Raw genomic sequence first — 12692 nt, 5'->3', positions numbered from 1 at the left:
GTCAGCGTGTGCGTGGATACGAAATCGGTGGGCTTCTTTCAGGAAGCCTTGATGTCGGAAGGCTTGGTGAACAGCTCCTGGCCGTGGGCCTCGACATAGGCCGCCAGCCCCAGCGTGTGATCGCGCGCGCGCTTTTCCGCCAGTTCGGTGTTGCGCTCCTCGAGCGCCTCGATGATCGCCAGATGCTCGGGCAGGGAGGTCGCGGTGCGGTCGGTGCGACCGATCGTGAGCTGCCGGTACCCGCGCACATGCAGAAGAATGTCGTTGGTCATGTCGACCAGCACCGGCGATTCGCTGAGCGAGATCAGCGCCTGGTGGAAAGCGATGTTGGCTTTGGAATATTCCTCGACGTGATCCTGCGGTAGCCGGTCCTTGCCGAAATCCTTGAAGAAGTCGCGCAGCGCCGAGATGTCCTTCTTGCGCGCGGTCGTCGTGATCAGCCGCGCGGCCATGCTTTCCAGCGCCGCCCATGCGCGGATCATGTCGACGATCTCGACCTTGGTCCGTCTGACTACCACGATGCCCCGGCGCGGCATCGTCTTGACGAAACCATCCTGTTCCAGCATCGCGATCGCTTCGCGGATCGGCGTGCGGCTGACGCCGAGGCGTTCCGACAAAGCGCGCTCGTCGAGCATCACCGGATCGGCGGTGGTGTAGATATCCATTTTGAGAATGGCTTCTTTCAAGGCATCGTAGGCCTTGTTCTTGAAACTCGTCTCGGGCGCGATCCGGACGATCGCGATATCTGCCTCAGCCATTGTTGTCCGCGCCTTGGTTGGTTTTCGAGCGGGCATGAATCATCTCCATCGGGAGACGTTCCTATAACAGAATAAATAGTGCCAGATTTTTGGCATACCAAATACCACGGTGTCAAGCTTCCGGCGATTTCGGCAATTGTGCAGTGCGCACCGCCTTGACAAGCCTGTTTCTGGCATACCAAATGCCATCAATCACGTCTCGACTGAAACAGACGTCAAGGAGAGGAAGCCATGTCCCCAACGAATCTCGCCAAGCAGGTTGCCGCGCCGTCCGCGAAAGAAACCGTTCGCAAAGTTCTCGACGCCGTCAAAGCCGACGGCCGCACCAGCTTGACCGCGCCGGAAGGCAAGCTGGTCTGCGACGCCTACGGCATTCCGGTGCCCGGTGAAGGCGTGGCGAAATCCGCTGCCGAAGCCGCCAAGATGGCCGAAGGCATGGGCTTTCCGGTGGTGATGAAGATCGTCTCGCCGGATATCCTGCACAAGACCGAAGCCGGCGGCGTCATTGTCGGCGTCAAGTCCGCTGACGAAGCGCTGAAGGCCTACGACACCATTCTGGCCAACGCCAAGAACTATAAGGCCGATGCCAAGATCGAGGGCATCCAGGTCCAGCAGATGCTGATGGGCGGCACCGAGGTGATCATCGGTTCGATCACCGACGGTTCGTTCGGCAAGCTGGTGGCCTTCGGCCTCGGCGGCGTGCTGGTCGAAGTGCTGAAGGATGTGACCTTCCGTCTCGCCCCCGCCACCAATGACGACGCGCTGTCGATGCTCGACGGCATTCAGGCAGCCGAAATGCTGCATGGCGTGCGCGGCGGCGACCCGGCCAACCGCGAGGCGCTGGCCGATATCATCGTCAAGGTTTCCGAACTGGTCAGCGACTTCCCGGAAATGGTCGAGCTCGATCTCAACCCGGTATTCGCGACCAAGAAGGATGCGATCGCCGCCGACGTGCGCATCGTCGTCGACTTCGACTACAAGCCGCGCCCGGCGCCGCGCTCCAACGCCGAAATCGTCACCGCGATGAACCGCATCATGATGCCGCAGGCGGTCGCCGTGATCGGCGCCTCCGCCGAGGACGGCAAGATCGGCAATTCGGTGATGAAGAACCTGATCAACGGCGGCTACAAGGGCGAGATCTATCCGATCCACCCCAAGGCCACCGAGATCATGGGCCGCAAGGCCTACAAGAGCGTCAAGGACGTTCCGGGCGTGATTGACACCGCGGTGTTCGCGATTCCCGCCAAGTTCGTTGCCGGTGCACTGATCGAATGCGGCGAGAAGAAAATTCCCGGCGCCGTGCTGATCCCGTCGGGATTTGCCGAAGCCAACGAGCCGGCGCTGCAGGAAGAGATCGTCGAGATCGGCAAGAAGTACGACGTCCGCCTGATGGGGCCGAACATCTATGGCTTCTATTACACGCCGGCCAATCTCTGCGCGACGTTCTGCACCGCCTATGACGTGAAAGGTTCGGCGGCTCTGTCGTCGCAGTCCGGCGGCATCGGCATGGCGATCATCGGCTTCTCGCGCTCGGCCAAGATGGGCGTCTCGGCCATCGTCGGCCTCGGCAACAAGTCGGACATCGACGAGGACGATCTGCTCGCCTTCTTCGAGCAGGACCCTAACACCAACATCATCGCGCAGCATTGCGAGGATCTGAAGGACGGCCGCGCCTTCGCCGTAGCCGCCAAGCGCGTCTCCAAGATCAAGCCGGTGGTCGTGCTCAAGGCCGGCCGCACCTCGGCCGGCGCCAAGGCGGCGTCGTCGCACACCGGCGCGCTCGCCGGCAACGACAAGATCTATGAGGACGTGCTGAAGCAGTCCGGCGTGATCCGCGCCCGTTCGCTGCGCCAGTTGCTGGAGTTTGCCCGCGGCATTCCAGTGCTGCCGACGCCGAAGGGCGAGAACGTGCTGATCATCACCGGCGCCGGTGGTTCGGGCGTTCTGCTGTCGGATGCGGTGGTCGACAACGGCATGTCGCTGATGACCATGCCGCCGGATCTCGATGCGGCCTTCCGCAAGTTCATCCCGCCGTTCGGCGCGGCCGGCAACCCCGTCGACATCACCGGCGGCGAGCCGCCGATCACCTATGTCAACACCGTGAAGCTCGGCCTCACCGACGACCGCGTGCATTCGCTGATCCTCGGCTACTGGCACACCATCGTCACCCCGCCGATGGTGTTCGCGCGCAACATGGTCGAGATCAAGAACGAGATGAAGGCCAAGGGCATCGAGAAGCCGATGGTGGCCTCGCTCGCCGGCGACGTCGAGGTCGAGGAGGCCGCCGAATATCTCTACCAGAACGGCATCCCGTCTTATGCCTATTCGACCGAGCTTCCGGTGGAAGTGCTCGGCGCCAAGTACAAGTGGGCACGCGGCGCGGGCCTGCTGTAAGCAGCCTTACACCCCACACGAGAGCGCCGCCCAGGAAATCGGGCGGCGTTTTTTGTTCAGAGCTGACCCATCAAGTTGTCATTCCGGGGCGCGACCGGCATAGCCGCGAGCGAACCCGGAATCCGGATGTGTTCAAAATATCTCGGGATTCCGGGATGTGCTCCAATCGGCTTCGCCGCTTGAAGCACATCCCGGAACGACGGCTTTACACAATCACCGGAAGCTCCGCCGCGCCTTCGCGGCCGAAGATGCGCAGATAGCGTTCGATCTCCGCCGGGCTGCCGGTGGTCTTGGCCGGGTTGTCCGACAGTTTCACGGCGGCGCGACCGTTGGCGGAGGTGACCTTGCAGACCAGACTGATCGGATCGAGTGTGTCCAGCCCGCGCGGATGGGCGCCGCGGAAATCGTTGGTGGCCATCGTGCCCCAGCCGAAACTCTCGCGAATCCGGCCGCGGAATTTCTGGTGCAGGTCGATCATCAAATCGACTTCCAGCCCGTCCGAGAACATCGCGCGCTTCTTGCGCGGGTCCTCGCCGCGCGCCGCATACCAGGCAATGATCTCCTCGCCGGCGGCGACCGGTTCCTTTGAGTCCATGCGCATGCCGGTCCAGCCCGCGGCCCACTCCGGCGCATCGCGCAGGAACTGCGTCATGCCGAACGTGTCGGGCAGGATGATCAGCAATTCGCCGTCATAGACTTCCTGCCATTTCGCCAGCACGTCATATTGCGCGCGCTTCAACTCCTCGTCGGTATTGGCCAGGCACGCCGCCACCATCGGCAGTTCGTGCGAGTTGGTGCCGATCGCCTCGAAGGAATGCTTGAAGGCGAGCAGGGCGTTCGACGTGCCGACAAAGGTGCGGCCGAGTTCGTTGGCCATCACGTCGGTGACCCATTCCTGCCACAGGAAGCTGTGCCGCCGCCGCGTGCCGAACTCGGCCAGCCGCAGCTCGGGATGCGCCTGCAGCCGCTGCACCTTGCCCCAGATTTTGGTCTTGGCCTGGGCGTAGAGGATGTCGAGCTCGAACTTGCCGAGCGTGGACATCGCGCAGCGCGTGCGGAGCTCGCTGACGATGGCCAGCGCGTAGATCTCCCACATCGTGACGTCGGCCCACGGGCCCTCGAAGGTCAGCACATACTGGCCGTCGATGGTTTCGAGGTGATAGCCGGGCAACCGGAAGCTGCGCAGATACTCGATATATTCCGGGCGAAAAATATCGCGGCGGCCGTAGAAGCGGTTACCCGCCAGCCAGATCAACTCGTTCTCGCGAAATCGCAGCGTGCGTGCATGGTCGAGTTGCGCGCGCAGCACGGCTTCCGGAATGATCTGGGCGAGGCGCACCGTCTTGGTGCGGTTGATCAGGCCGAAGGTGACGGGAACCTTGGCGTACAGCATCCAGATGAACTGGTGCATCAGGAACTTGTAGAAGTCCGTATCCAGTAACGACCGGATGATCGGGTCGAGTCGGTAATTGTGGTTGTGGACCCGGGTGGCGAAATCCATCATGGCGACGCCAATCCTAGATAGCTGCCGGCAATCGGCAAAGTCGAAGCGGCGTTTTGGCACCGGTGGCGCCGCATCGGCAGATCCACAAAATGGAGGTATCCGCCGGGTTTGTCGATGTCAACGCAGTGGCTGCAATGCGCTGCTGCCACCCGTGATTGCGATCGCCTTCATCGCACGGAAAACTCGGCAACTGGCCCTGATCCTGCATCTGGCAGTGAGTTGACATTTGTATGTGTACCTACAATTCTCATGCGCAAGAGAGCGCCCGTAACCGATCAAGGAACAGCCCATGAAAGTCGTCGATCTCTCCCACGTCATGAATATTCATACGCCCGGCTGGGTCGGTTACGCCGGCAACAAGATGTATTATGCGCAGAACCTGCAGACGCAGATGATCGTCGCGCAGCGGATCGAAACCGCCTTGCACGCCGGCACGCATTTTGACGGCGCGATGCATGCCACCGACGGCCGCAAGGGCGACATGGCGTCGTTGCCGCTGGATTACCTGTTCAACAAGGGCGTGGTGGTCGATATTTCGGATCAGGTCGATGACTGGTCGGTGATCACGCCGGAAATGATCGAGAAGTCAGGCGCCGACATCCGCGAGGGCGACATTCTCATTCTGCACACCGGCTGGCACAAGCACTATGAGGGCCAGCCGCAGCAGGATCTGGTGAAGTACTTCTGCTACCATCCCGGTCCGAACCTCGATACCTTGCACTGGATGCTGGAGAAGAAGATCAAGTGGTTCGGCATGGACACCGGCTCGTGCGACCATTCGATGAACACCTCGATCCGCAACATGCGTCCGGACATCGCGGCTGAATTCACGCGCCGGCACGGCAAGACCCCGGCAGAGTTCTTCGGCAGCTTCGAGTACAAGCACAAGCTGTCCGGCCGTCACGTCACCGCCGACATGTTCCCGTTCCACAACTACGCGTTCCAGGAAGGCTTGCTGCATGCCGAGAATATCGGCGGCGACATCGAGCTGATGCTGAACCAGCGCTGCCTGATCGGTGCGTTCCCGTGGCGCTATGACGGTCTGGAATCCTGCCCGTGCCGCATCCTGTGCTTCACCGACACCGGCGACGTCGGCGTCGAAGCGATGGGCAATGCGGCGAAGGCGATCATGGAGCGGTAGGCGAGCGTTCGCACTTTCTTCCTTCTCCCCTTGTGGGAGAAGGTGGCGCCGCCGAAGGCCGCGACGGATGAGGGGGGGGCAACGAAGTTCAGAGCTTGCGGCTACCCCTCACCCGGCCGCGCTACGCGCGCCCACCCTCTCCCACAAGGGGAGAGGGGAAGAAAGATCTGCGCTCGGTGTTACGTCCGCGCCAGCCGCGCATCCGGTGCATTCGCCTGCAACGTGTTCTGGATCGCCGCGCGCAGCACCGGATAATCCGCCGGCGCCCAGTCGGCGACGCGCACGTCGGCCAGCAACGCGGCCGACTTGCCGAACACGATGATGCGATCGCCGACACTCATCGCTTCCTCGAGCTGATGGGTGATCAGGATCGCGGTCGAGTTGAACTCCCGCGCCAGCGCCACAAAGGTCTTTCGCAATTCGCCGGCGGTGACTTCATCGAGCGCGCTGAAGGATTCATCGGCCAGCAGGATCTCCGGCTGCACGGCGAAGGCGCGGGCTATGGCGACGCGCTGGCGCATGCCACCGGATAGTTCGCGCGGATAGGCGTTGGCGAATTTCTCCAGGCCCAGCCGCTTCAGCCAGTCCATCGCGCGGGTGTGCTGCACGTCCTCGGCGATGCCGATCAGTTCCAGCGGAAGCTTGACGTTGTCGAGTGCGGAGCGCCACGGAAACAGCCGGTCCTGCTGGAAGATGGTAGCGATCTTGCCGCGGAAGGCGTTGAAGTCGTCATACGGCGTCTTGCCGCCGATGCTGATGCGACCGCTGGTCGGATGTTCGAGCCCGATCAAGAGATCGAACAGAGTCGATTTTCCACAGCCGGTCTGGCCGACGATGGCGACCATCTCGCCGGGCTCGATGCGCAATGTCAGTTCGTTGATCGCCACCACCGATTGCCCGGAAGTGGTCTGGCGGAACACTTTTCGCAACTGTGCGATTTCGATCGCGGCGGAAGCACTCATGCCCGCCACCGCAATACGCGGGTCTCAAGCCGGACCAGCAAGGCTTCCAGAATGAACAGCAACACCACGAGCACCAAGGTCCAGGCGAATACATCTGCCACCGAGAACAATTCCTGCGCCACCGAGAGTTGGTGGCCGATGCCGGTGACGGCGCCGACCAGTTCGGCGATCGTCACCACGCGGATCGCCAGACTGAGCGTGATCTTCCAGCTGGTAATCAGGCCCGGCGTGATCGCCGGCAGCATCAGCTTGTGGAAGAACTGCAGCGGCGTCGGCCGAAACGACCGGATCATCTGCCGCAGATCTTTCGACACTTCGCGCATGTTGTCGAGCGCGTCCACCGTGAAGACCGGCGCGCAGACCACCACCAGCACGAAGGCGATGCGGAATTCGACGCCCTTGAACCACAGCACCGCGAACAGGATCCACGACACCACGGGCACCGCCATCAGCACCCGCACCATCGGTCGCAGATATTTCTCCAGGCTTTCGGAGAGATACATCACGATGGCGAAGGCGAGGCCGATCACGAACGACAGCACCAGCGCGCCGATGACGCGCGCCAGCGTGACGGCGACATCCACCGGCGTGATCTTGGTCAGGCTCATGGCGATGCGGCCGAGACCGGGGATCGCGAAGGCCGGAATGCCAAGGGTCGGCGCAAGATAGGACATCACCTGCCACAGGCACAGGAAGATCGCGATCGAGACGATCGCCTCGCGTGGCAGGCTACTGATCAGAGCCGCGCGGCGCGGCTCTCCGAGCGGCGTGGCTGTGCGGACGTCATCAGGGGGCATAGATGATCGCTTCGTCAGGCAGCTTGGGATGGAAGCCCGCCGCGACCGCGCGCTCGAACGTGTCCCAGATACCCTTGCGTTCCGCACCCCATGAAGGCTTGGCGTCGAAGTCCCAGCGCCTGGCGAGCACCGCGTCCTTCAGGATGCCCGGCGGTAGCTTGGCGGTTTCGGTCGCGATGCGGTCGCAGGTATCGGGGTCGCTGATGAGGAACTTGCTGACGTCCTGCAAGGCGGCGAGGAGCATCGCCGGCGCGGTCGCGGTCTTCTTGATGGCGTCTTCGCGCATCGCATAGACCAGCTCCCAGCCGGGAAAGCCGGTGAGCTTCTTCCATTCGTCGTTGGCGTTGAAGATGATCTTCAACGACGGGTCTTCCTTCATCATCATGGTGGCGATCGGCTCGATGATCATCGCGGCCTCGACGCGGCCGGCGGCGAGCTGGGCGCGGGCCACCGCGAAATTCGCGTTCACCAGCGTCAAGTCCTTGGCCATGTCGATCTTGGCGGACTTGGCGATGATCGAGAGGATCTGGAACTGGCCGCTGCCCATATCAGCGGCAAGCTGCTTGCCCTTCAGGTCGGCAAGGCCCTTGATCGCCGGGTCCTTGGTAATGATCACGAGGTCAGCCAACGTCGCGCCGGTGGCGATGATCTGCAACGGCACGCCTTCCAGCCGCAGCTTCTGGAAGTAGGTCGGGCCGCCGATCAGCGTATCGACTTCACCGGTAGCGAGGCCGGCATAGTAAGCCGCGAAGCCCGGATAGACCGTGACGTCGGCTTCAAATCCGTTCCTGGCGTCGAAGCCGCGGGCTTTCATGATGTTGATAATGATCGGCGCGAACACCGGCAGGGTGAGGCTGCCGACCTTGATCTTCGGCTTGGCCTGCGCCAGCGAAGGGGTCGCTAGGGCTGTGCCGGCGAGCGCGAGCGCACTGCCCAATGTAAATGCACGGCGTGATACAATAGTCATCGACACTCTCTCCTGAAGCAGCGGTGCGTTGCAGCGTAACCGGTTTTTCAAGTCCTGGCGGGCCTGCCGAGATTTGTTTGTAAGCAAGCGATATGCCAAAACATAACTCACTAAATCCTCTTGCAGTCGTGGAATAAGCCTACTAGCATTTCGTATGCGTGCAAATGAAATTTGCTGCTACGCAGGAGGCGATGATGCCGCATGTGACGACGCCCGACGGGACCAGGCTCTATTATGAAGAGGCGGGCAAGGGGAGACCCGTTGTTTTCGTCCATGAGTATGCGGGAGATTACCGCACCTGGGAGCCGCAGCTGCGCTACTTCACGCGCTCCCATCGCTGCATCACGCTGAGCCAGCGCGGTTATCCGCCGTCGGACGTGCCGACCGATCCGGCGCGCTACGGCCAGGACGTTGCGCGCGATGATATCATTGCCATTCTTGACGAGCTGAAGATCGAAAAGGCCCACATCGTCGGCCATTCGATGGGCGCTTCCACCGCTTTGCATGTCGGCATCAACTATCCCGAGCGCTGCCTGTCGGTGACGGCGGCGAGCTGCGGCTACGGATCGAGCCCCGATCCCGTCTTCGTCGAGCAGGGCCGTGCCGCATCGCGCGCAACCGCCGAGATGTTCGAGACGGTGGACTTCCCGACCGCCGCTGCCCGCTATGCCGACGGCGCGACGCGGCAGACGCAGAAGAATAAGGATCCGCGCGGCTTTGCCGAATTCGCCAAGATGCTGGCGGACCACTCGCCGGTCGGTCACGCGCTGACGATGCGCGAATTGCAGGCCAAGCGGCCGATGCTGTGGGAGATGGAGAAGGCGCTGAACGCGTTCTCGGTGCCGCTGCTGATCATCGTCGGCGACGAGGACGACTGGTGCCTCGATCCCAGCATATTCCTCAAGCGGGCGGTGCCGACCGCCGGCCTGCTGGTCATCCCGCGCTCCGGCCATACCATTACTTCGGAAGAGCCGGCGGCTTTCAATGCGGCGCTGGCCGAGCTGTTCGCGGCGGTCGCGACCGGCAGCTGGATGTCGCACCGGAAGCCGGCCTGAACCATGAAAACGCCCGGCGATATCCAAATCGATATTGCGGACGGCATTGCGACGTTGCGCCTCGCCAATCCTTCCAGGCGCAACGCGGTGTCATCGGCGATGTGGCAGAAGATTGCAGCCTTCGCGGCCGAGGTGCCGGCGCGCCAGGACGTTCGCGTCGTCATCATTCGTGGCGACGGCGAGCAGATGTTTTCCGCGGGCGCCGATATTTCGGACTTCGCCACCGCGCGATCGGGTGAGGGGCAGGCCCGCGCCTATGACGATCTGGTCGAAAACACCTGCAAGGCGATCGAGGCGATTCCGCAGCCGACCATCGGCATGATCTTCGGCGGCTGCATAGGGGCGGGCTCGTCGGTGGCGGCAAGCTGCGACCTGCGCGTCGCGGCCGACGATGCGTTCTTTGCGGTGCCTGCCGCGAAGCTTGGCCTCGGCTACGATCCTCGCGGCATCACGCGCTTCATCCGCGTGTTCGGCGCGGGCGCAACTAGGCAGGTGCTGTTCACCGCCGATCGGCTGCTGGCGACGCGCGCGCATATGCTGGGCGCCGTGCACGTGGTCGCGCCTGCGAGCGAGGTCGAGGCGAGGGCGATCGCGCTGGCGAAGCAGATCGCCGGCAATGCGCCGCTGACGATCAAGGCCGCGAAGGCCGCCATTCGCGCTCTCGTGACCGACAATTCAGATCTGCTGGCCCTGGCCGAACAATTCTATGCAGCGGCCGACGCCAGCGCCGATTACGCCGAAGGCCGCAAGGCCTTTGCCGAAAAACGACCCCCGGTGTTCACCGGGGGCTGAGCCACCGATCACCGTCATTCATCCCTGCAACAGAAGGAGCTTTACATGGATCTGCAACTCAAGGGCAAATGCGCTCTCGTCACCGGCGGCAGCGAAGGCATCGGCAAGGCGATCGCCATGACGCTGGCCAAGGAGGGCGTCAACGTCGCCATCTGCGCGCGCCGTCTCGAGCCGCTCGAGAAGACCGCCGAAGAAATCCGCAACGCCACCGGCGTGACGGTGGTCGCGATCACCGCCGACCTGACCAAGGACGAAGATGCCAAGAACTTCGTCGAGAAGGCCGCCAAGCAGCTCGGCAGCCTCGACCTGATGATCAACAATGCCGGATCCGCGCCGGGCGGCGTCATCGAGACGCTGACCGAGAAGGACTGGGAGCAGGCGATGCAGCTCAAGTTCATGGGCTATGTGCGCTGCCTGCGTCATGCGCTACCCATCATGGTCAAGCAGGGCGGCGGGCGCGTCGTCAACCTGATCGGCAATGACGGCGTCAAGCCGTCGTACTGGGAGATCGCGCCGGGCGCGGCGAATGCCGCCGGCCAGAATATGACGATGTCGCTCGCCGGTCAGTACGGCCGTCACAACATCTCGTTCTGCGCGGTCAATCCTGGTCCGGTGCGCACCGAACGCTGGGCCGGTCTGGTCACCGCGATGTCGCGCGACATGGGCATTTCCTATGAGGAAGCCGACAAGCTGGCGCCGGCCTCTATCGCGCTCGGGCGCATCGCCGAAGTGGAAGAAGTCGCCACCCTGGTCGTGATGCTGGCATCGCCGCTGGTGCAGATGGCCAATGGTACGATGATCGAGATCGACGGCGGCCAGGACAAGGCGCTGATGGATCGTTTCCGCGATCGCTAGGCAAATGGCGCGTGCGATGGCATTGCTGTCGTGCGCGCTTGACGCTGCAACAGGCACGTTGCAACAAGACGCGGCTTGACAACCAAAGGGGTGCAAAAGATTATTTGCACACATCCTAATTAGAGAGCGCGTCGCGACAGCGCGACGCGTGCAAGACAGAACAGCTGCACGATGTATTCTGCCGCGACATGCGGCTTTCGGGACATTCCTCGATCACAACGGAGTTCGATCATGATGACGGCTCGGCACTTAGGTTCATTCGCACTCGCCGGCGCACTGGCGGTCTCGTTCGGCCAGGCAGCCTTGGCGCAGGGCACGATCAAGATCGGTGAGCTCAATAGCTACAAGACCCAGACCGCCTTTCTCGACCCCTACAAGAAGGGCTGGGAGCTGGCGATCGAGGAAATCAACGCCGGCGGCGGCGTGCTCGGCAAGAAGCTCGAAGTCATCTCACGCGACGACGGCTCGACGCCGGGCGATGCGGTCCGTGTCGCTGACGAACTGGTGACGCGCGAAGGCGTCAACATCATCGCAGGCACCTTCCTGTCGCACATCGGCCTCGCCGTCACCGAATTCGCCGGCAAGAAGAAAGTGTTCTTCCTCGCCTCCGAGCCGCTGACCGACAAGATCACCTGGGCGAACGGCAACAAGTACACCTTCCGGCTGCGCGCCACGACCTACATGCAGGTGGCGATGCTGCTGCCGGATGCTTTGGCCGCCAAGAAAAAACGCTGGGCGCTGGTCTATCCGAATTTCGAATATGGCCAGGCGGCGGCGGCGACCTTCAAGGAAATGATGAAGGCCAAGCAGCCCGACATCGAATTCGTCACCGAGCAGGCGCCACCGCTCGGCAAGGTCGATGCCGGCGCCGTGGCGCAGGCGATCGACGATGCCAAGCCGGACGCGATCTTCAACGTTCTGTTCGGCGCCGACTTCTCCAAGCTGGTGCGCGAAGGCACCACCCGCGGCACCTTCAAGGACCGCACCGTGGTCAGCCTGCTGTCGGGCGAGCCGGAATATCTCGATCCTGTCAAGGAAGAAGCCCCGGTCGGCTGGATCGTCACCGGCTATCCCTGGGACAAGATCAAGACCCCGGACTACACCACCTTCCTCGCCGCATATCAGAAGAAGTACAACGACTATCCGCGTCTCGGTTCGATCGTCGGCTACACCACCATGAAGTCGCTGGCGGCCGGCATCGCCAAGGCGGGCTCGACCGATACCGACAAGCTGATCGCCGCCTTCGAAGGTCTCAAGCTCGACAGTCCGTTCGGTCCGTTCATGTACCGCGCCAGCGATCATCAGGCGACGATGGGCGCTTACGTCGGCAAGATCGCGCTGGAAAACGGCAAGGGCACGATGGCTGATTTCAAGTATGTCGATGGCGCCAGCGTGCTGCCCAGCGACGCCGAAGTGAAGAAGCTGCGTCCCGCCTCCGAGTAATGGAAAGCATGGCCATGATCGCCG

Annotated in this window: 11 protein-coding genes; 6 read left to right on the top strand and 5 right to left on the bottom strand. The window is 62.6% G+C overall.

Going from position 1 to position 12692, the window contains the following annotated elements:
* Window positions 1-38 precede the first annotated feature (38 nt).
* The gene (locus JWQ24_RS20720) at window positions 39-794 is read right to left on the bottom strand and encodes a GntR family transcriptional regulator (protein WP_299812107.1); all 756 of its coding nucleotides are present in this window, start codon (window positions 792-794) and stop codon (window positions 39-41) included.
* Window positions 795-989: 195 nt separating this feature from the next.
* Between JWQ24_RS20720 and JWQ24_RS20715 the strand changes: the two genes are divergently transcribed.
* Complete coding sequence (locus JWQ24_RS20715) at window positions 990-3152, top strand: acetate--CoA ligase family protein (protein WP_299812105.1); 2163 nt, start codon at window positions 990-992, stop codon at window positions 3150-3152.
* A 205-nt stretch (window positions 3153-3357) separates the two neighbouring features.
* On the opposite strand, the gene pncB is transcribed toward JWQ24_RS20715, so the two are convergent.
* On the bottom strand, window positions 3358-4656 hold the full coding sequence (gene pncB, locus JWQ24_RS20710; RefSeq protein WP_299812103.1) for a nicotinate phosphoribosyltransferase: 1299 nt from the start codon (window positions 4654-4656) through the stop codon (window positions 3358-3360).
* Window positions 4657-4945: 289 nt separating this feature from the next.
* Between pncB and JWQ24_RS20705 the strand changes: the two genes are divergently transcribed.
* Window positions 4946-5797 (top strand): cyclase family protein, encoded by an 852-nt coding sequence (locus JWQ24_RS20705; protein ID WP_299812101.1) that lies wholly within the window; start codon window positions 4946-4948, stop codon window positions 5795-5797.
* 179 nt (window positions 5798-5976) lie between these two features.
* Here JWQ24_RS20705 and JWQ24_RS20700 read toward each other — a convergent pair whose 3' ends face one another.
* The 3 genes from JWQ24_RS20700 to JWQ24_RS20690 are packed head-to-tail and all read right to left on the bottom strand — an operon-like array spanning window position 5977 to window position 8523.
* Entirely contained in the window at window positions 5977-6759 is a 783-nt protein-coding gene (locus tag JWQ24_RS20700) for an ATP-binding cassette domain-containing protein (protein WP_299812099.1), read from the bottom strand.
* A complete protein-coding gene (locus JWQ24_RS20695) occupies window positions 6756-7556 on the bottom strand; it encodes an ABC transporter permease subunit (protein WP_299812097.1) in 801 nt (266 codons plus the stop codon). The genes JWQ24_RS20700 and JWQ24_RS20695 overlap by 4 nt, the downstream gene beginning before the upstream one ends.
* Window positions 7546-8523 carry an ABC transporter substrate-binding protein gene (locus JWQ24_RS20690; protein ID WP_299812095.1) on the bottom strand — a complete coding sequence of 326 codons (978 nt, stop codon included), beginning with the start codon at window positions 8521-8523 and terminating at the stop codon, window positions 7546-7548. Before JWQ24_RS20690 ends, JWQ24_RS20695 begins: the two co-directional genes overlap by 11 nt.
* A 164-nt stretch (window positions 8524-8687) precedes the next feature.
* Here JWQ24_RS20690 and JWQ24_RS20685 point away from each other — a divergent pair, with 164 nt between their 5' ends.
* From JWQ24_RS20685 to JWQ24_RS20670, 4 genes are all read left to right on the top strand, one after another.
* A complete protein-coding gene (locus JWQ24_RS20685) occupies window positions 8688-9578 on the top strand; it encodes an alpha/beta hydrolase (RefSeq protein ID WP_299812093.1) in 891 nt (296 codons plus the stop codon).
* Between the two features lie 3 nt (window positions 9579-9581).
* The gene (locus JWQ24_RS20680) at window positions 9582-10370 is read left to right on the top strand and encodes an enoyl-CoA hydratase-related protein (RefSeq protein ID WP_299812090.1); all 789 of its coding nucleotides are present in this window, start codon (window positions 9582-9584) and stop codon (window positions 10368-10370) included.
* Window positions 10371-10415: 45 nt separating this feature from the next.
* Window positions 10416-11225, top strand: coding sequence for an SDR family NAD(P)-dependent oxidoreductase (locus JWQ24_RS20675; RefSeq protein ID WP_299812088.1), 810 nt, complete (start codon window positions 10416-10418; stop codon window positions 11223-11225).
* Window positions 11226-11459: 234 nt separating this feature from the next.
* Window positions 11460-12668: an ABC transporter substrate-binding protein gene (locus JWQ24_RS20670; RefSeq protein ID WP_299812259.1), complete on the top strand. Its 1209-nt coding sequence runs from the start codon at window positions 11460-11462 to the stop codon at window positions 12666-12668.
* Window positions 12669-12692 lie beyond the last annotated feature (24 nt).

The organism is Tardiphaga sp., assembly GCF_028290495.1.
GTDB lineage: Bacteria > Pseudomonadota > Alphaproteobacteria > Rhizobiales > Xanthobacteraceae > Tardiphaga.
The sequence above is the reverse complement of the archived record's forward strand: the minus strand, read 5'-3'. Positions and strand labels throughout refer to the sequence as shown.

Excerpts from the sequence above, each read along its gene's own strand:
- JWQ24_RS20675 (WP_299812088.1), top strand. The coding sequence starts at position 10,416 with ATGGATCTGCAACTCAAGGGCAAATGCGCTCTCGTCACCGGCGGCAGC.
- JWQ24_RS20720 (WP_299812107.1), bottom strand. The coding sequence starts at position 794 with ATGCCCGCTCGAAAACCAACCAAGGCGCGGACAACAATGGCTGAGGCA.
- JWQ24_RS20670 (WP_299812259.1), top strand. The coding sequence starts at position 11,460 with ATGACGGCTCGGCACTTAGGTTCATTCGCACTCGCCGGCGCACTGGCG.
- JWQ24_RS20700 (WP_299812099.1), bottom strand. The coding sequence starts at position 6,759 with ATGAGTGCTTCCGCCGCGATCGAAATCGCACAGTTGCGAAAAGTGTTC.
- pncB (WP_299812103.1), bottom strand. The coding sequence starts at position 4,656 with ATGATGGATTTCGCCACCCGGGTCCACAACCACAATTACCGACTCGAC.
- JWQ24_RS20685 (WP_299812093.1), top strand. The coding sequence starts at position 8,688 with ATGAAATTTGCTGCTACGCAGGAGGCGATGATGCCGCATGTGACGACG.
- JWQ24_RS20705 (WP_299812101.1), top strand. The coding sequence starts at position 4,946 with ATGAAAGTCGTCGATCTCTCCCACGTCATGAATATTCATACGCCCGGC.
- JWQ24_RS20690 (WP_299812095.1), bottom strand. The coding sequence starts at position 8,523 with ATGACTATTGTATCACGCCGTGCATTTACATTGGGCAGTGCGCTCGCG.
- JWQ24_RS20715 (WP_299812105.1), top strand. The coding sequence starts at position 990 with ATGTCCCCAACGAATCTCGCCAAGCAGGTTGCCGCGCCGTCCGCGAAA.
- JWQ24_RS20680 (WP_299812090.1), top strand. The coding sequence starts at position 9,582 with ATGAAAACGCCCGGCGATATCCAAATCGATATTGCGGACGGCATTGCG.
- JWQ24_RS20695 (WP_299812097.1), bottom strand. The coding sequence starts at position 7,556 with ATGCCCCCTGATGACGTCCGCACAGCCACGCCGCTCGGAGAGCCGCGC.